Origin of the sequence: Paenibacillus pabuli NBRC 13638 (genome assembly GCF_001514495.1) — a bacterium.
GTDB lineage: Bacteria > Bacillota > Bacilli > Paenibacillales > Paenibacillaceae > Paenibacillus > Paenibacillus pabuli.
Map to the genome: position 1 here is coordinate 49,581 of NZ_BCNM01000014.1, position 18,630 is coordinate 68,210.

The window sequence follows — 18,630 nt, forward strand, 5'->3', positions numbered from 1 at the left end:
AAATAGTTGAATTTATTATTGTGCACTTAATAGTTCTTCAAAAGCTTTTATGTTCGTGTCAAAATCAGGAACGGTTTGAGTTTCTTCAGCAGATTTAACCAGTTTTACAACTAAATCATTATAAGGTGTCGCAATTCCGGTACCTTCTGCTCTACTTGAAACAACCCCATTAATATAATCAATCTCCGTTTTGCGGTTCTTCTCCAGATCTTGAAGCATGCTTGCTTTGAGCAGTCTGGAGGGCTCCATCACGTAACGTAATGTTTTCACCCGTTCAGGGATATCTTCTTTGCTGTTCAGTTCGAGTGAAGCGATGTCGAATCCATTCATTTTAACCAAGGTAACCCCATTGGCGCGAGCAACTTTAATCGTCTCGTCCGCAATATGAGCTGCACTCACAATGCCGGCTTCTTGATCAAGAATGTCCCCATATTCCCCATTCAAAGCAGCTGATAAACCACTAAATGCATTGTTGATCAGCAATTTGGACCATTTGGTTCCAACCAGGTTATCGGAAATATGTGTTCCACCTACAAGGTCCAACACCGATTTCACGCGCTGAATTCGTTCGGTGATTTCACCATTTAATTCACCAATCTGAAAAGCATACTGCTTAAATTGAGTGTACTCGATGGTCAGGCTCGACACACCAGGTTCAATGAGCGTAGCGCCAAATTCAACGGAGCCAGCAATGACACGTTTTTCACCCACAATGGAAGCCACTTTTTCTTCCGGAATCCCGTTCTGCAAAGAACACACCATACTGTCTTCTTTCAAGAATGGAAGTAATTCCTGAAGAATGGAATCGTTGTAGAGTTGTTTGGTTAAAAGTAAAACGAGGTCATATTGTCCTGATTTTTGATCAGGAGTAATTGCTTTTACTTTGGCCTGAAACTCTGTGGTACCCGTCACTTTAGCACCCGCTTGATTCAAAGCATCTACATGTTCCTGATATGCATCAATTAACTCAACGTCCAGTCCGCCATCCGCAAGGTATGCGCCTACGATGGTTCCCAAAGATCCTGCTCCTACAATTGCAATTCTCATTATATTTTTCCTCCTTATTTCTCTTCCAGGTAGTTGTATACAGGTTGTGCAGCGTTTAAGGTTAAGTTGGTAAGAATATGAGAAGCGGACACAACTTCCAACACAGGCAGATCTGCAAGAGGTGCCAACGCATGTTCGAACAGTTGAAGCCGGGCAGGTCCTGTCCAAGCCTCCTTCACTTCGATGTCCGTAATTTGAGTACGGATCAGATCACATATTCTTAAATTCCCGGTATAGTCGGTAGCAATCTTAATCATAAAATTAGGTCGGCATATTTCACGTTTGGCGAACTCTTTATCCATCTCCACATGTTTATATCCCATCGTTGCCGTGGCTACACGCAGCGTTCCATAATCAAGTGTGCCGACAAGTGTATCTGAATCGGTATACAGCTTGGGCGCACCCAGCTTTTTCGGATAGGCGGTGAGCTCTCGACCACTCGCAATCGCGGGGAAATTGTCTACGTACATCGAATGCACATAATCGCCTTCCTCCCCATTAAATTGAACAGGGATAACTTGTCCAGCTTCTGTATAAGCACCCAGTCCAGAAACATCCGGCATCCACATCACTTCGAATTTAACCAAAGGTTCAGTAATTTCCAGAGGCTCTGGTACGGCTGCCCGTAACGCTTTTTCATCGGTCCGGTAAATAATATTCAAATATTCACGATTCACGAATTTGTACGGTGGCATTGGATATGCAGGAGCTGTTAGGGGTGTATTCAGATTTTTAGCTATGTTATTCACATCGATTTTCATCAAAGACACCTACCTTATGTTTTGTTTCTATATAAGTTGAACTCAAGATCATTCACACTGACACTACGATGACAGAACAACCTTCCAATCGCTGTTATCCCCAGATCTTTCGATTCCCCTTCTAAAGGGGAAAATCCGGTGATAGGTTATGCTTCCGATGTAGCTTTCTTTCAGAAAGCTTTTAGGCGAACGCTTTGCTTTTTCAGGTTTTTTCTTTCCTCTCCGTTATTGTGTAAATAATTAGTTCAACTTATATAGTCAGGTTTTTGGTATTTAAAATTTGATCTGTATCTCATAAAAAAATTCTACATCAATATTTAAATTTAATATAATACATAATAAGTACTATATATATTTATCAGAATAAATAAGGAGTGCGAATGGATGGAATTGCTTCAGCTCAAATACTTTCAAACCGTTGCCTATACTGAACATATCTCCAAGGCAGCTGCCCAATTGAATATCGCTCAACCTTCCCTAAGCTTAACGATTAAAAGACTTGAGGATGAACTGGGTACCCCCTTATTCCACAGGAGAGGAAGAAACATTCAATTGAATTCCTCAGGTGAGATTTTATTGAAGCATGTAAACCGGATTTTTATTGAAATTGAAAATGCAGAGATGGAGATTAAAGCGGAGGAACAGCAAATATCCAATACGATCAGGATCTCGATTACGAATACCCGATTTCTCACTGGTCTCATTAGTGACTATATCAACGGTTCCCCTGAAACCAAGCTTCATCAGGGTATTGGGACCCGCAGTGAAATTATTACAGGTTTGAAGAAAGGTGACATGCATCTGGGCATTACGGGGCATCCGATTCAGGATGAGGAGATTGAGAGTGTTGTTCTTGTTGAGGAGGACATTGTTCTTGTTGTGCCCACGGATCATGCATACGGCGGAGAAACAAGCATTTCATTAAGTGTTGTTGCAAATGAGCCCTTTATTTCCCTTGCCGATAATAAGGAGTACAGCCGCTTTACAACCATGCTCTGTGAAAAAGCAGGTTTCCTCCCCAATCATGCATTTGAGGTCGATTCTCATACCCTGCTTGAAATTATCAGCCTTAATCAAGGTGTTGCATTAATTCCGATCTCCGTATGTAGAGCACTGGGGTTACGTTTTGTAAAAATTGCTGATGATTCAGCTATATATCCCATTAGCCTATCCTGGGTCAAACAAAAACGGTTATCTCCTGCTGTTGGAGAATTTCGTGATTTTATTACTTCGTACTATGAAGACAATACTAGCTTGTTTAAAGTGAAGTAGGAATGTCTTGGTAAATGGTAAAAAGCAAAGACCACGTTAGCCCCTTTAAAGGAGACGACGTGGTCTTTATCATTATCTATTCTTAGCTATACTGCAGTCTGTCCTTGTACCAAATGTCCGGAATCATCTTACGCTCCAGTTCCAACAATTCATGGATGATCTTGTCCGCGTCACTGATGGAACTCACGAGCGGGTCGGTGAGCATCGCCCTTCTCAGCTTCTCGTAGCTCTGTTCCAGAACAGCTTCAACCGTAAGCTCATGCGTATCCAGTACAAGTTCTTGCATACCTCTAATTCCACGTGGCATCTCGCCTACATGGAGTGGCTTCACTCCATCTATATCTACATCGCACAGTAGTTCCAGGAACGAATCCGCATTCATATTGCTTACCGCGCCTTGATTGAGCGTATTGATGAAGAACTTTTTGCCCAAGTTCCCCACCATATTCTCAATGATGTCGGTCGCATGATCTGGTCCGAAGGTGCTCATGTAATCGGCAATCGGGATGTTCCCTGCAAGAAAGTCATCCACCTGACGCCACATTTCGTCGTGACGCTCATATCTGTCCTCTGTCTCCCAGATCGATAATGGAGGAATCGTGTCCGCAGTTTTGCCAAGACCCTGCCAATACCGAACGTATTCCTTCGTATGCGCCGTACAAGTGGGAATGATTCCGAAAATATCATATAGTTCATAGGTAATTGCATCGTTAAAAAGAGCTTTTGCGCCGCGATCACCGCCGTTATTCTCATCACCTGCCAGTTTACGCATGGCTTCTGCAATTGTGGGCATCACATTTTTTTCTTCATACTCAGCTTTGAGCAGCCAAGTGAAATGATTAACGCCAGCGATGCGGAAATCAAATTTCTGGTCTATTTCTGCGGTGAACTGGCTTGTATTTTCGATGATCCTGGCTCGTACGGCGTAATAGGCTTTCTTATGCGGCATATGATGACTATCGCACAGCGCAAACGATTTAAGCTTCGGAGCATAGCGATGTAATGCGATGCCATGAACGGTAGACGGGTTAATATAATTGATCACCCAAGCATCCGGACACAACTCCTCAATGTCTTTAGCACATTCCATAATAACCGGCAGTTCACGCATCGCACGAAAGATCCCACCCGGGCCAATCGTATCGCCAGAACACATGCGAATCCCATACTTTAGAGAAATCTGGCAGTCGATGCCCCGATATTTAACCGATTCTTCCGCAAAGCTGAGCACAACGAAGTCGGCTCCCGGTAGTACCTGTCTTCGGTCCACTGAACCCTCAATCTTTAGGGATACGTTGTTCTCCTTGGCGACCATTTCCGCTAGTGTTACCATTTTTGAGAGCCGTTCCTCGTCCGTATCCACCAAAGCCAGCGTTCCCTGATTCAAATATGGGGAGTGTACCATCTGCCAGATGGACTGACGACCAAAAAACAGGCTGCCTGCCCCAATAACGACTACCTTTGGATGCGGTGTACTTGTAGCATTCATCAATAACCCCTCCTCGTAACGATATAAGTTCATTATAGATAAGTGGGCTGGAATCGGAATGTGTGATAGTTTTCAAAACATGTCATATAGTACGATGATTAACAAGTCATAAATCCTTTGTTATGATAGTAGAAAGTAAGGGATGTCATAAAGTCGAGAGGGTTGGATTGAGTTAGATGCATAAAGGAACTGTAAATATGACTGTAATCGACGAACTTTCGGAGTATATCACACTTCGCATGAGCTCTTATTTGGAACAAACGCACGACAGCACTTGGACGGAGCACAAGTCTCATTCCGATTATGATCTGTGGTTCATTACAGCAGGCTCCGTCCAGATTACCATCGATGGAATCGAGCATAAGGCAGAACCGGGTGACGTGGTGTTTTTTTATCCGGATATGCCCTACACTGCTTCCACGACTGGAGATCTGTGCCGATTCATATACATGCACTTTGATTTCAGCATCGCTGAGCAAAAGCGAATTCTCGGCGAGTTTCAGCTCCCGGGCATCGTACCTGGCAATCTGATTCAAGAGGAATCAACGCTGTTCACTTCGTCCTATCGAATGTTCAAGCAGAGTAGCGGTGCTTCCGGAAGTCCACTTTACTTGAAAGCCTCTCTGCTTCTCGTCATCGCTAAAATTTTGGAATTACACGGGCAAGGCTTGTATCACGGTGAGTTTAGGAAAGATCGAAAACCGAGGAAAACCGAAGGAAGTCTGGAGGTTCTGCAGAACGTATTCCCTTACGTGGATGCGAATCTGCATCGTGCCATCCGAGTTAACGAGCTTGCGGCCATTGCCGGCGTCTCTGAGAAATATTTTATTTCTTTGTTCAAAAAAATTCTAGGCATTACACCTGGGCAGTACATCAATCAAATCAAAATGAACCGGGCACGTGACTATCTGTACGAGAAAAAATATACGGTTCAGCAAATTGCCGCATTTTTGGGCTATCCCGATCCCTTTACCTTCTCCAAAGCGTTTAAAAAATTTTACAATGTGTCTCCTTCCAAATTTGAATAGAGTGTCGTAGCTTGATAAAGATTCCTTCAACCATTGATGTGAATCACTGACCTTCCCCCCACTTCGAATGCCCTACATGGTTAAAACGTTCTTCCCCAGATGCATTTTCTATGAACACTTGACTGTTATCGAAGCATCTAAGATAATTACAGTTTCACTAAAAAATTCCTTACATGAAGATCATGCATTTGGAAGAGGGGCGATCGTTATGAATTGGTTAAATGAACTCTATACAATAAACAAGCGGCAATCAAAAAAAGAAATCGAACGTTCTTTGGTTAACGCCATCTTCCGAATTTATGACCGGTTCCCCCGAATCGGACTTAGAGAGCGTATTGGGCAGCAAGAAATGTCTCTCGATATAGCCGATGCTTATATCCATGGGCATAACGCCATGATTGAAGCTGGCGTCGGAATCGGCAAGTCTTTTGGGTATCTAATACCGAGCCTGCTCATGAATCAAATGTCGCAGAAACCGGTCATTATAGCTACATCCTCCATTCAGCTTTCGGAACAGATACATAAAGATTTAAGGGTCATTGGTAGCCGATTGGGCTTCACAACGGTTCGCTCCGTCGTGGGGAAAGGCATGGGCCAGTATGCCTGCCGAAGCAGGGCGGCGGAATGGATCAGGCCTGATGATCCGAACTCCTCCCTGTCAGCCCTTGCCCAGCGCATATTAGATTTTGAAATTGATGAAAGAGCGGATATTAAAGCTGGAATTAGTGATGCTGAATGGTCCAATGTTTCCGTGAATGATTGCAAATTTGAACGTTGCCATCATAAGAATTCATGTTTGTTTTACGATATGAGAGCTAAATTAAATGCAAAGGCTCATGAGATTGATTTTATTATTGTGAACCAGGACCTGCTTATACGGGATTTGATGAAGAAAAAAGAAGGAACCAAAAGCATCATCTCGGAACAGCCTGCACTGATCGTCATTGATGAAGCGCATAATCTGGAGGCAAAAGTTCGAGATGCCAGGACGCTTGAATTCACTTATCAGGGTATCTGCCGCATTCTGGATACCACGGTGCAGCTTCTCATGAAGCAGTCCGGGGACCGGAGTCTCTTTTCACAAACCAAGCTGATAAAAAGATGCGCTCAGCGTATCTTCCAACAGATAAATTCGGATTTGCTCCACCATGCCAAGCAGGATAGCGACCGTATAAAAGTGTCGGAGATCAAAGGAATACCGTTAAACCAAGTCTCTAACGATTTGAAAGATCTCAGTCTGCGCCTTTCCATCTTGACCTCCCGCCACGAGCGAGAGATTGATGACGCTTTTGAAGCCATCAACGGGCTCATTACCCTCATCCATGTCTTGGCTGAAACAGAGGACAACTATCTCTTATGGGCAAGCAGCCCCCAGGGAGTAGCCACGATCAGCATCTGTCCCAAAGATATAAGCCAATTTCTGAGATACGCGTTATTTAATGGCAAGGTACCTGTAATCCTAACGTCGGCAACGCTGTGCCAAGGCGGGGATACGCTGGAGGAACAATACTCTTATTTGACACAGTCTCTCGGTTATAAGGGTGATTTCATGGATCGCAAATCCTCCCCTTTTGATTACACCAACCACACCATGATGTATATCTCGAGCAAAGTTCCATATTACCACCATGATCAGCGCGAAAACTATCTTGAAGCTGCTTACAAAGAAATGGTTCAACTCTGCAATTTAACTCAAGGAAGAACTATCGTCCTTTTTTCAGCAAAGGAAGATATGAAGTACATTCACAAGAAGTTGATTTCAAGGACTAGTGAGTATACATGGGCAGTTCATGTTCAAAAAGAGGGATCCTCCCAGGACGGGGTCATCGCCGAATTCAGGAAAAGCAAAGGGGTACTCCTTAGTACCGGTGTATTCTGGGAAGGCGTGAATATTGAGGGTCCTGACCTGTCGCAGGTCATTATTTTCCGTCTGCCCTTCCCTGTTCCTTCCGATCCTATTTATGAATATAAGGCATCTGTAACGAAGAATCCGTTCATGGAGGTGTTTGTACCGGATATGCTTCTCCGGTTACGACAAGGAACTGGACGCTTGATTCGCAGTGAAACGGACCTTGGCATACTCAGCATACTGGACTCTCGTCTTAGCACAGCGGCAACAAAGACTTACCGGGAACAGGTGCTGGAAACGTTGCCGTTCAAAGAAGTGACTGAGGATTTTTCGGTTTTGGAGAAATTTGTCCAACAAAAAGGGATACGACGTATGGTTTGAAAATGGAAATGGGACAACCCTGCTGTTCGATTGTGATGTGATAGAATATGAACCCGTCTGGAAATATATGATAGAATATAATCCAGAGCTATGAATCCCAAAGGAGGCATTTACATGGTTGAAAGACCAAATACAGAGGAGTATGCAGCTTTTTATGAAAAGTACATTAGTCTTATTCCCGAAGGGAAGATCATTGAACGGATGGAGCAACAGGCTCACATCGTACAAACGTTGCTTTCTTCATTGACTGAGGAGCAAGCAAACCATCGTTACGCCGAAGGCAAATGGAGCGTGAAGGAGGTCATCGGCCACCTTTTGGATAACGAACGCATCATGAGCAGCCGATTGCTTCGCATTGCCAGAGGCGACAAAGCGAATCATCCTGGCTACGATCAAGACGTGCTTATGCAGGGCCAACCCTTTAATGCGTATACCGTTGCCGATTTGAACGAAGAATATGCAGTTGCACGCCGCTCTACCATTCTTATGCTCCGCCACCTCACGCCAGAAGCTTGGCTCTGCAGAGGAATCGTCAGTGATAACCCTGCGTCGGCTCGATCGATCGCCTATATTATGGCTGGACATGAGCTCCACCATTTGTTGGTGCTTCGCGATCGATATTCGCTGGATGTGAAATTATAAAATTCACCCGACTGCTGTTTTGAATTGCATTCCCGTTTTGCTAGCAGAAAGACTTTGAACCTACCTTCATTCACTGTAGGATCAAAGTCTTTTCTTATCAGCCGATTTATCGTTCAAAATGAATCAAATGTGAATCCTCTCCTAAAGATAACGAGGAATAATGCATCAGAACGGGAATGTCCCCATTGAATTCAATGGGCAGTACCACATAGCTGGATTGAAAGTAATCCGATCCGTTCCAGCGATCCGAAAAGTACAGATACTCTTTCTCTGATCGCTTCAGCACAAATGCTGGCTGCGTACGATACGTCGTTTCATCACCGAAATCGCTGAGCATCCCCCATGGACCATCCATCGTATCAGCCATCGCGTACTTCCCTTGATTGGGTTCCCAACCCGTGCAAAAGGAGCTCAGCATATAGTACTTCCCGTTTCGTTTGAAGACGGCTGGCGCCTCTCGATATTCCCCCTGCCACAACTTCCCAACAAGACTTTCGACATTAAGGTAATCTTCCTGAAGGCGATAGATGTGAAGATCCGCATTGTCTCGGGCAGCTGAAATAAAGTATGCCGTACCGTCATCATCCTGAAAGAGTGTGCAGTCACGAGACATATACCCATACGGATTAAAGCTGCCATGATAAACGAAATGGTCATCCGGGAAATCAGATGTGGCAATGGCGCATGCAGCATCATTGTAATGTTCCCCATTCTCATAATGAACCCAGAGAACAAACTTCTTCGTGATTGAGTTGAAAAGAACTTTAGGCCGTTCGAGATTCACCTTTCCGCCTTTATCGCTCATTAATTTCACATTCGTCCGAACTCGAATGGGTGTAGCTGGCGTAGAGGTTGTCAGGATATGATTTCGAAACTCCCAGTTGAATAGATCTTTGGAACGGTAACAACTGACATAAATGTTGTCTCTCCGGTCTTCACCATACCAGTAGTAATAATCGTCATGGAATATCATATGTCCGCCATGAGCATGGATCGGCTGACCGCTTGAATCCTTCCAGATGGAGCCATTAGTTAATCTATCATTCACACTGTTACCTCTCTTCTATTTATCATTTCACGTTTAAGAACATCATTAATTTGTGTCAGCTCCAAAAACCTTCACTTCCCATAGCCTTGGGGTGTACCAATTGTTGGGGTTGTTATGAAGTGTCCCATTTAGCATATTAATTCGTACATATCTGGCAGCAGTGCTCGATAGAGTATCTGAGGTGAAACCGTAAGATGTATTATTGGTTCGATCCAATGCCACGGTCCAGTTTACATTATCTGTACTGGTCTCGATTTTGTATTTGTAAAAGCCTTCGGAGCCTTTTTGCATCCACCAGGAGATTTGCACATTATTTAACTGTTGAACGGAGCCGAGGTCTACCTTCCACCAATGTGGCCAGGAACTGCCTGTGCCGATCCATTCGGTTTGATAGTTACCATCATTAGAATAACTTGCCGGGTTCGTTCCGGTAGCCGTTTGGGCTGTTGCAGGTTTGCCTTGCGACAGCAGTTTTCCATTCTGAACGGGAACGACAACATCATCGTTTGTGTTGTACAGGACTTGATCAAAATAATCATAAAATGCGTAACCATCGGAGAACCAAACGGGAAGCAAACGTTCCTCCGTTGTTCCATTTTGCGTGCCTGCCCAGCCGAACATCCAGCGATACGCAACCATAACCACGTTGTTACCCGTATCTGGCTTCACCCGCATGACGGAACCCGACTGCGCCGAGAAGGTTGACGTGTTGCCAATCGTCCGTAATTCAGACCAATCTCCGTCTATGCTTGTTGCTGAAGAATACAAGGGTATGCTCGGATACCAGCCTGCCGCTTGGGAAGAGAACAAATAATAAATGCCATCTTTTTTGATCATCTTGGGCAGTTCCCTGTGTTGATTTTGATAAATAACAGAAACTTGATGATCCACATCCAGCCAATCGGAGGTCAACTTGTACAAAATCGTGTCCGAATTATTATTGGCCGTAGAGATCAGATACGCCGAATCATCATCATCTTTGAAAATGGAGATATCCCGGGATTGGTTCCCTTCCGGCCGAAAGCTTTTGTGAAACGTAAAGTCTTCTCCAGGCGTGGCCGAAGCCACGGATACTCTGGCAAGTGTGTAGTCTGTACTGTTTTCATAGTGAGCCCAAAAAACAAATTTGTTTGTAGGCGCATGGTATAGGATATTAATCCCCTCAAACTTAGAATTCGCCAGATCGGGATGATCCGTGTAGGAAAGAACCACTTTATCGTTACCGTAGGTGATATCATCCGTTGACGTCTGTTGAATCATTTCGCCAAAACCGCCTGATGACTTTTGCACGAAATTGAATCTATAGTAGGTGTCCCCAACTTTGAGTTCATTCGGGAGCATGAGAGTAGATTGTGTTGTGTTATCAAAAGTTGTGAGGTTTTCTGGAAGGATGTAAGGGGTATATTCGGGTGAGACAGTAGAGGTAATTAAGGAAGTTCCGCCATATGCCTTCACCTGATACTTGTAAGTGCTACCTATATTCAGGCCATAATCATCCGTCGTTGTACCGGTTAAACTCTGCAATAAAGTATAGGGCGCATTGTTCTCGGATCTGTACAACTCGTATGTTGTGGCTCCCGACACAGGTGCCCAATGGATTTTGGCATTGGATACTTCGGATTCGTTCTTCAGCACAAACAGTGTTGCAGCAATATGGGTCTCTTCACCAGCGGCAGCGTGAACAGTTTGAGCTGAGGACGTTAAATGAAGTGTTAACAACATCAATGCAATGACGATTGCAATCCATGATTTACCTTTGACCATTGTCTCATCATCTCCTTTTTTAGAAGACCAACCTTCCTGTTGCCGGAAGGCTGATCCAGGTGGAAATTGACTTTTATTTCAAATTCATCAGTGTCATTACATCTGTCTCGCTGGCTTGGTTGTACCATTCGTTCACTTCTTCGATAACGGTGTCTCCGCCTTTTTCGTGCCACTGTTTGACAAAGGTATCAAATGCCTCAAGTGGCTCATTGCCATATATGATTTTGGTGAAAGTCTCTTGTTCCATGGTGGTCAACTGTTCCCACACATTTTGCATCGTCGGCGTTGGTGGACCGTTAAACTCATTTGGCAGCAAAACATCCCTGTTTTCATACGAAATCCGGTATCCGTCCTGGGTCGTTTGATCCTTTGAAGCGCTCTGAATGAGGACGCCTGTGTCAGCTTCGACACCGTTCGCCAGATCGTAGTACGATTTGCCGGGACCGTCAACACTCGGCGTGTTTTTGGTGAATGCCATTTTCCCAACGCCTTGCACAGCCTCTAATGGCGTATTGAATTTCGTTGGATCGAAAGTGACTTCGTCGTTGACGATATCGTAATCGTATCCCTGAGCGTAGCCGTATTTGAAATCTCCCGTGCTGAACGCCGCGTCGTACATTTTATCGTAGTATAGGAAGAATGCTTCCATATTCTGAAAGTCCTTGTTAAACATGAAGACGCCATCGTTCAACTGTGCGGACTGATAGGTCTTATCGCCGTTCACACCTTGAATGGTCGGATAAGCACTAATTTTCGCACCATCCACATTCTTCTCCACGTCTTTCACACTGTCATAAAGCCAAGGACGACCAATGATGATGCCTGCTTTCCCCTCCGTAAAATCGGACAGTGCGTCCCAGGCCCCTTGGGTGGCCAATTCTTTGTTCAAATACCCTTTTGCATACCAATCGCGTAACTTGGCCAGTGCCTCTTTGTTGCCATCTGCCACAGATCCATAGGTGAGTTTGCCGTTGTCGTTATGCCATTGCCTTGGAAGATGCTTGCCCGTGTATGCGCTGAAAATCATGACCGGATCGCTGACCCAGCCCGTATTGTAGGAATCCTTACCCGAAAATGTAAAACCATATGTGTCTTTCTTGCCGTTCCCGTCCGGGTCCTCATTGGTGAACGCCGCGATGACTTGCTCAAACTCTTCAATCGTTGTTGGCGCTTTCAAATTCAATTTGTCCAACCAGTCCTGGCGGATCAGCATGACTTCGCCTTCCGTCAGATTGGGCGCGATCGCCATCCCGTACACCTTGCCTTCCCTAACCACTGGATTGAAGGTCGTTGGGTATTGTTTGTATATGTCTTTAATCCGGTCAGGCATGTAGGTTGAGATGTCTTCTGTAATCTCCTTAACCTGTCCCGAATCGATCAGATCATTGACCAGCATGGTGTCATAGACGGGCAGAACATCTGGTAATTTCTCCGAACCCGTCAGTGCCAGCCGCAGCTTGGTATTATATTGTGAAGCATCACCTCCCAGCAGGGTGGTCTGGATTTTGATCCCTAGTTCTTGTTCGCCCCAACGGGTCAATACATTGTCGTTCAGCGACTCACCATTGATGTATTTTCCAGCATTCTCATCCTGTTGTTTGGCGATCGTGATCGTAAACGGCGGATCATATTTTCCATCCTTGAGCACCGATGCCGGTGCGGTCTCGGAAGCGCTTTCCCCTTTGGTGCAACCTGCCATAAGAGCAGCCGACAGCATAATCATACTTACCATTTTCCATAAATCAGTTCTTTTCTTCATGGAAACATGCCCCCTTCACTCAAGCTCAATTTGTTTTCTATATAAGTTCAACTAATTGCATATTTACACTGGCACTCCGATGACAGAACAGCCTTCCGATCGCTGTTATTCCCAGAATTTTTTTGATTCACTTTTTCAAAGGTGAAATTCTGGTAATAAAGGCGAACGCTCCGCTTCTTCAGGCTTTTTCTGTCCTCTCCGTTATCGTGTAAATTTTAGTTGAACTTATAGTAATCCAATTTCGTCATCCTAACTATTCTTTGACGGCTCCTAATACAATCCCCTTCACGAAATAACGTTGTAAAAAAGGATAGACCAAAATGATCGGCAGCGTGCTGACAAAAATTTGAGCTGCTTTGATGCTTTGTTCGGACATTGCGGCAACCTCGGATTGGCTCATCGCCATATTTTGCATATTGCTCTGCACGACAACGGTCTGCAGGAACGAAGCCAGCGGATACTTACTCGCATCCGACATGTACAAAATTCCGTCAAACCAGGAATTCCAGTGCCCCACCATAATGAACAAGGATACGGTTGCTATGCCGGGCAGAGATAATGGCAAATATATTTTGCTGAGGATTACGAAAAAGGACGCTCCGTCAATGAATGCTGCTTCTTCCAAGGCTTTTGGAATTGTTTTGAAGAAATTAACGAGAAGAATCAGATTATACGCACCGAAAGCTCCCGGAAGCACAAGTGCCCAAATGGTGTCCTTCAATCCAAGGGCTGTGATCAAAATGTAAGAAGGGATCAATCCTCCTGAGAAGAGCATGGTGAATATAAAAAACCACATGAGCATGTTGCGGCCCCGGAATTCCTTGGACAGGGCATAACCTGCACAGATAAGGATGAACATGCTGATGCACGTACCCAGAACCGTTCGAATGATGGATGTCAGCATGGCACCGTTGAAATTGGAATTGTTAAACGTTTTGATATAGGCATCCACATTGAACCCGACCGGCCAAAATGACACCATATTACCGCTAATGGCCGCTTTGCTGCTGAGCGATTGCGCCAATAGATGAAGCAGTGGTAGGAAACACGCCAGCCCCGCCAGTATCATGAACGCGTAATTAAAATAGGAGAATACTCGATAGCCCGTCGTTTTATGGTACATGATCCATCTCCCTCCTTGTTAGAATATTTTGTAATTGGCGTATTTATAGGCCAGCCTGTAAGAGACAACGATCAAGATCAAACTGATCCCCGATTTGAACAATCCTACTGCTGTCCCGAAGCCGTATTGCCCGTTTAACAAGGATGAACGGTAGACATAGGTGTCAATGATATCTCCTGTACTATAGACAAGCGGATTGTACAGGTTGAAGACCTGATCAAAGCCCGCATCCAGAATATTACCTAGACTCAGCGTAGAAATGACGATGATCATGGGCAACATGCTAGGCAAGGTGACGTATCGAATTTGCTGTCGGCGTGTGGCACCATCGATCTCAGCTGCTTCGTAATAGGAAGGATTAATTCCCGCAATGGTCGCCAGATAGACAATCATGCCGAAGCCGAAACTCTTCCAAACGTCGCTGATCACAACTGTGAATCGAAACAGATCAGGATCACCCAAGAAGTAAATGGGATCGCTGCCGAAAACCCTTGTTAAGATATGGTTGATTCCTCCGTCTAATCCGAGAATGTCGATCATTAACCCCGCGACCGTGACCCAGGACAAGAAATGCGGCAGATACACCAGAGTCTGTACACTTTTCTTAATGCCCATATTTCGGACTTCACTCAGCAGAATAGCCATGACGATCGGAACGATAATACCGACGATAATTTTGGAAATGGCAATGATCAGCGTATTGATTATCGCTTGTGTGGCTTCTTTGTACTGGAAAATTCGTTCGAAATTATCTAACCCGATCCACCGTGAACCTGTGATGCCCAGCCATGGTTTGTAGTCCTGAAATGCCATAAGCAAACCTACCATCGGGCCATAAGAAAAGATGCAGACAAACATAAATGCGGGAATACACAGTACGTACAAAGGCCAGCTTTTCTTGATTTCCTTTTTGAATGAAGTCCGCTGGGAAAGCTTTGTTTTTGTTTTTTTAGCGGATCTGACGGGCACAATCTCGTTAATGTTGCATACCTCCTCTATGTTGGCTCTTTGAAAGTAATCCTCGCAGTTAAGCTTAACAAAAGCGCTTTCACTCCAAAATGCCAAAATTTCAAGATCATCACCTCATCCTGAATCATTTTAAAACCGCTTTCATTTATCGTTGTTGCTGCCCTTCCGCTTTTCGAAGGTTTGGCTTATATTAAAGTTAATAAGATATGGAGTTTAAACTTCTACGTCTTGCGATATGAAAGGAAATGCATATGATTCGAAAAATGTATATGAAGCGATTCATCTATTTCTTTGTTTTTTTTCTGCTGCTGACGTTGAGTTTGTTTTTCGTGATGAACCGCTTGAGCTCTAAGACACTTGAAGAGAATCTGATCAGTGCTTCCAAAAATCAGCTTGATTATGTGATAGGCATTCTGGACGGGATTATGTACGAGGCAAATATGTACGGGGTTCAGTATGCGGCTGACAGTGATGTCCGGTTTTATCAGAGGCACGTTAATGAACTGAGCAATTACGATTCCCAAATGAAGAAAAACGATATTGTTGATCGTTTGCGGCAAACGCTCCTTTCCAGTCGATCCATTGAATCCATCGGCATTTACTGGAAGTCTGAAGGAACCTTTCTATCCACCAACAATACACCGGAAGCGAGACTTCCGTTCAAGGATGTTCATCAACGGGGATGGCAAATCGTCGGTAACAGTTTGTATTACTTTGCCCTCTATCCTTATATCCAAAAATCTGGGGAAAATGAACCGACTCAGTACGTCGTTGGTGTAAAGCTGAATACGGATTATTTGAAAAGCCTGTTGAAAAAGGCTGTGAATAATGATAGCTCGAACGCTTTTTTTTGGTTTAACCCCCAGCAGTTATGGAGTGAGAAAGAAGTCGACAACGATCTTTTGAAAGCGGTTACCGGATTTCTTTCACCCCAGCCAGAAGTAACTTCCAAATATGATTATCATACCAATTCGGACGATTACTATGTTCTTTCCCGATATATTGAATCGATTGACGCCTACCTGATTACATATACACGGACGAATGATTTTCTGCAACCGCTTGACCGCAACCGTAAAGTTTTCTTTGCCAGCATTTTAGCCATTTTCACGCTTGGTCTGGTTGTGATCTTTACGTTTTACCGGAACTATTACCGTAATATCCGTTTGTTGGAGAGAAAGTTCTCACAGGTTGAGCAAGGCAATCACAACACGCGTATTACCGAAAATACCGGGAAAGAGTTTTACAGTCTGTTCAGAAGTTTTAACCACATGGTTACCGAAATCCAGGATCTGTTCGTATCCTTGAAGACTGAAACGGACCTAAGACGAAGTGCGGAACTTCAACAACTCCAAGCTCAGATTAATCCTCATTTTTTGTACAACAGTTTGTTTTTCATCATGTCGGTAGCCCAGTTTTCACCTGATTCTGTCATGCGCATGAGCAAGCATCTAGCTGAATATTATCGTTATTTAACCAAATTGGACCGGCATGAGGTCACGCTGGAAGGCGAACTCCAATTTGCGGAACATTTCCTGATTATTATGGCTCTCAGTAAAAAAATGGAGTACAGTATTGACCTGCCCTCAGAACTGGCCTCCCTTCCTCTCATGCCACTGATGATCCAGCCAGTGGTTGAGAATGCCATCCAACATGGAATTGAAGGACAACAAGGTGCCCATCGGGTGTCAATTGATGTACAACAGGCAGTTTCTGCGATAACGATCAAGGTATCCGATGATGGAAAAGGTCTTTCACTGGACGATATCCGCAGTCTTGAGGCTCGGCTTGAGAGCGATACCCCGCCTGAAGGAACAAGCGGCCTAGGGCTCTGGAATGTAAATCGACGTCTGAAAAATACGTACGGCGAACTTAGCGGGCTACATTTTTCCACTAATGATTGGGGCGGCTTGTCCGTCCTGCTGCTCATCAGCATTCCCGAGGTGAAAGGAGAAAACGAATGCGATTATTAATTGTGGATGACGGACATTATGTCGTTGAGTATATGAAGCACTTGCTCGATTGGAACACCTTCGGAATTGATCAGATTGAGACGTTGACCAATTCGATTGAAGCCCGAGACATATTGACTCAAAGCCACATCGATATTCTGATCACTGACATCCGGATGCCTGAGGTTTCGGGTATTGACCTGCTGCAACATATCCACCAACATAGCTTGCCAACCAAAGTCATCATCCTTTCCGGCTACTCCGAGTTCGAATATGCGCAGCAAGGAATCCGTCTAGGTGCGCTCGACTATCTGCTCAAACCTGTAGACAAAGATGATGTGGAGAAAGCCATATCTAAAGCCATCAAGACTATTACAAAGTCACGGCCTGCTCAACCTATCGAATGGGAGAAATTCGATGGACAGGGGTATCTGCTTTCGCTTCTTGGTCAAAATGAAACGTTAAGAAAGGAATATGATGCTCATACTAAATTTTTAGGGAAACGTCGTTTTTGTTTCGTTAAGCTGGAGGATTTCGCACAAGAACATGAGGACGGCATAAAACAAGCTGTCGGAGACAAATTGGATCGTCTCGTTTGGACTGCGGGAACGCGACTGGTCGGTCTTGTTCCGGAAGAAACTGCTGGGGAACTGACCATCAAACTGGAGCAATCGGTCGTGTCTCCTCCATTTTTGTTGACTGATCGAAACGTAACCCGACAAATATTCTACAAGTTCTTCCTTAATGAGGACGTACACTCAGAAGACTTCATTGGCATATTCACCCCTTCTCCATCATGTGGTGATTGGGAGTCTGCTGGAAACATCAGCAAAAGTTATGACCGAATTCGTTTCAGAAAGCAAAAAACGATCTTTCTCATGGAGACCATCCTTTATGTATATTTAACGGATAAGAATCGGGATGCACCTGAAATCGCGGATTGGATATTCAATGGGCTAAGAAACCCTGATGAACTTTGGTCGAACCTCACCGATGCGGTCAGCCGGATCAGGAACAATAAGCAGATGTCCATTCAAACCATCGTAGACAAAGTGCAAACGTATATCGAAGAACATCTATCACATGGCCTTAGCCTGGATGAGCTGGGAAAAGTCGCACATCTTCATCCTGTTTACCTCTCCAAGCTTTTTAAACAGGAGACGGGAGAAAATGTGTCAAACTATATTTCCAGGAAACGGTTGGATAAAGCTTCCCGACTGCTGCAGGATTCCGAACTCCGTGTAGCCGATATAGCGCAAATGGTCGGTTACAAAAAAAACCAATATTTTATCCAGTTGTTCAAAGTGGAATACGGGGTTACACCCTACCAGTACCGCAGAAATATGATTCACAAATAAACTCAGTATTTACATATACTTTATGCACACTCATTCTTCAACTTATAATCGGCAACCAAGTAAATATGTTTAGCTCATTATCGAATCGGTAATCATGATGAGTTCTTGTCTTTCAACTAGGGATTTAGACTTGTACGGTTAAAACCAAAAAAAGCCGCTCAAAAAGCGACTTTCAATGGAACAATTGC

Annotated in this window: 14 protein-coding genes; 6 read left to right on the forward strand and 8 right to left on the reverse strand. The window is 44.3% G+C overall.

What is annotated here, in order from left to right; translation table 11 throughout:
• Positions 1–15: 15 nt before the first annotated feature.
• Complete coding sequence (locus PPA03S_RS19075; protein ID WP_062325207.1) at positions 16–1,047, reverse strand: ketopantoate reductase family protein; 1,032 nt, start codon at positions 1,045–1,047, stop codon at positions 16–18.
• A gap of 14 nt (positions 1,048–1,061) precedes the next feature.
• Positions 1,062–1,808, reverse strand: coding sequence for an acetoacetate decarboxylase (locus PPA03S_RS19080; RefSeq protein WP_082704226.1), 747 nt, complete (start codon positions 1,806–1,808; stop codon positions 1,062–1,064).
• A gap of 384 nt (positions 1,809–2,192) precedes the next feature.
• Here PPA03S_RS19080 and PPA03S_RS19085 point away from each other — a divergent pair, with 384 nt between their 5' ends.
• Positions 2,193–3,080: a LysR family transcriptional regulator gene (locus PPA03S_RS19085; RefSeq protein ID WP_062325212.1), complete on the forward strand. Its 888-nt coding sequence runs from the start codon at positions 2,193–2,195 to the stop codon at positions 3,078–3,080.
• Between the two features lie 82 nt (positions 3,081–3,162).
• On the opposite strand, the gene PPA03S_RS19090 is transcribed toward PPA03S_RS19085, so the two are convergent.
• Positions 3,163–4,569 (reverse strand): family 4 glycosyl hydrolase, encoded by a 1,407-nt coding sequence (locus PPA03S_RS19090; RefSeq protein WP_062325214.1) that lies wholly within the window; start codon positions 4,567–4,569, stop codon positions 3,163–3,165.
• Between the two features lie 176 nt (positions 4,570–4,745).
• Here PPA03S_RS19090 and PPA03S_RS19095 point away from each other — a divergent pair, with 176 nt between their 5' ends.
• From PPA03S_RS19095 to PPA03S_RS19105, 3 genes are all read left to right on the forward strand, one after another.
• Entirely contained in the window at positions 4,746–5,597 is an 852-nt protein-coding gene (locus PPA03S_RS19095) for a helix-turn-helix transcriptional regulator (protein ID WP_062325216.1), read from the forward strand.
• A gap of 208 nt (positions 5,598–5,805) precedes the next feature.
• Entirely contained in the window at positions 5,806–7,827 is a 2,022-nt protein-coding gene (locus PPA03S_RS19100) for an ATP-dependent DNA helicase (protein ID WP_062325218.1), read from the forward strand.
• A gap of 114 nt (positions 7,828–7,941) precedes the next feature.
• On the forward strand, positions 7,942–8,469 hold the full coding sequence (locus PPA03S_RS19105; protein WP_062325220.1) for a DinB family protein: 528 nt from the start codon (positions 7,942–7,944) through the stop codon (positions 8,467–8,469).
• A 106-nt stretch (positions 8,470–8,575) separates the two neighbouring features.
• Here PPA03S_RS19105 and PPA03S_RS19110 read toward each other — a convergent pair whose 3' ends face one another.
• From PPA03S_RS19110 to PPA03S_RS19130, 5 genes are all read right to left on the reverse strand, one after another.
• Positions 8,576–9,517, reverse strand: a complete 942-nt coding sequence (locus tag PPA03S_RS19110) for a family 43 glycosylhydrolase (RefSeq protein ID WP_062325222.1) — start codon at positions 9,515–9,517, stop codon at positions 8,576–8,578.
• A 45-nt stretch (positions 9,518–9,562) separates the two neighbouring features.
• Complete coding sequence (locus PPA03S_RS19115) at positions 9,563–11,281, reverse strand: discoidin domain-containing protein (protein ID WP_062325224.1); 1,719 nt, start codon at positions 11,279–11,281, stop codon at positions 9,563–9,565.
• Positions 11,282–11,354: 73 nt separating this feature from the next.
• Positions 11,355–13,040, reverse strand: a complete 1,686-nt coding sequence (locus PPA03S_RS19120) for a type 2 periplasmic-binding domain-containing protein (protein ID WP_062325226.1) — start codon at positions 13,038–13,040, stop codon at positions 11,355–11,357.
• Positions 13,041–13,293: 253 nt separating this feature from the next.
• A complete protein-coding gene (locus PPA03S_RS19125) occupies positions 13,294–14,163 on the reverse strand; it encodes a carbohydrate ABC transporter permease (protein ID WP_062325227.1) in 870 nt (289 codons plus the stop codon).
• Positions 14,164–14,181: 18 nt separating this feature from the next.
• Positions 14,182–15,021 (reverse strand): ABC transporter permease, encoded by an 840-nt coding sequence (locus tag PPA03S_RS19130; protein WP_062325482.1) that lies wholly within the window; start codon positions 15,019–15,021, stop codon positions 14,182–14,184.
• Positions 15,022–15,401: 380 nt separating this feature from the next.
• Between PPA03S_RS19130 and PPA03S_RS19135 the strand changes: the two genes are divergently transcribed.
• Both PPA03S_RS19135 and PPA03S_RS19140 read left to right on the forward strand, forming a co-directional pair.
• Positions 15,402–17,105 (forward strand): sensor histidine kinase, encoded by a 1,704-nt coding sequence (locus PPA03S_RS19135; protein WP_245683669.1) that lies wholly within the window; start codon positions 15,402–15,404, stop codon positions 17,103–17,105.
• Entirely contained in the window at positions 17,093–18,442 is a 1,350-nt protein-coding gene (locus tag PPA03S_RS19140) for a response regulator transcription factor (RefSeq protein WP_062325232.1), read from the forward strand. The genes PPA03S_RS19135 and PPA03S_RS19140 overlap by 13 nt, the downstream gene beginning before the upstream one ends.
• Positions 18,443–18,630: the final 188 nt, after the last annotated feature.

What these genes read in the sequence shown, in the direction of transcription:
- PPA03S_RS19120 (WP_062325226.1), bottom strand. Translation starts at nt 13,040, where the DNA reads ATGAAGAAAAGAACTGATTTATGGAAAATGGTAAGTATGATTATGCTG.
- PPA03S_RS19105 (WP_062325220.1), top strand. Translation starts at nt 7,942, where the DNA reads ATGGTTGAAAGACCAAATACAGAGGAGTATGCAGCTTTTTATGAAAAG.
- PPA03S_RS19140 (WP_062325232.1), top strand. Translation starts at nt 17,093, where the DNA reads ATGCGATTATTAATTGTGGATGACGGACATTATGTCGTTGAGTATATG.
- PPA03S_RS19115 (WP_062325224.1), bottom strand. Translation starts at nt 11,281, where the DNA reads ATGGTCAAAGGTAAATCATGGATTGCAATCGTCATTGCATTGATGTTG.
- PPA03S_RS19135 (WP_245683669.1), top strand. Translation starts at nt 15,402, where the DNA reads ATGAAGCGATTCATCTATTTCTTTGTTTTTTTTCTGCTGCTGACGTTG.
- PPA03S_RS19085 (WP_062325212.1), top strand. Translation starts at nt 2,193, where the DNA reads ATGGAATTGCTTCAGCTCAAATACTTTCAAACCGTTGCCTATACTGAA.
- PPA03S_RS19130 (WP_062325482.1), bottom strand. Translation starts at nt 15,021, where the DNA reads ATGTTTGTCTGCATCTTTTCTTATGGCCCGATGGTAGGTTTGCTTATG.
- PPA03S_RS19075 (WP_062325207.1), bottom strand. Translation starts at nt 1,047, where the DNA reads ATGAGAATTGCAATTGTAGGAGCAGGATCTTTGGGAACCATCGTAGGC.
- PPA03S_RS19095 (WP_062325216.1), top strand. Translation starts at nt 4,746, where the DNA reads ATGCATAAAGGAACTGTAAATATGACTGTAATCGACGAACTTTCGGAG.
- PPA03S_RS19090 (WP_062325214.1), bottom strand. Translation starts at nt 4,569, where the DNA reads ATGAATGCTACAAGTACACCGCATCCAAAGGTAGTCGTTATTGGGGCA.
- PPA03S_RS19125 (WP_062325227.1), bottom strand. Translation starts at nt 14,163, where the DNA reads ATGTACCATAAAACGACGGGCTATCGAGTATTCTCCTATTTTAATTAC.
- PPA03S_RS19080 (WP_082704226.1), bottom strand. Translation starts at nt 1,808, where the DNA reads ATGAAAATCGATGTGAATAACATAGCTAAAAATCTGAATACACCCCTA.
- PPA03S_RS19100 (WP_062325218.1), top strand. Translation starts at nt 5,806, where the DNA reads ATGAATTGGTTAAATGAACTCTATACAATAAACAAGCGGCAATCAAAA.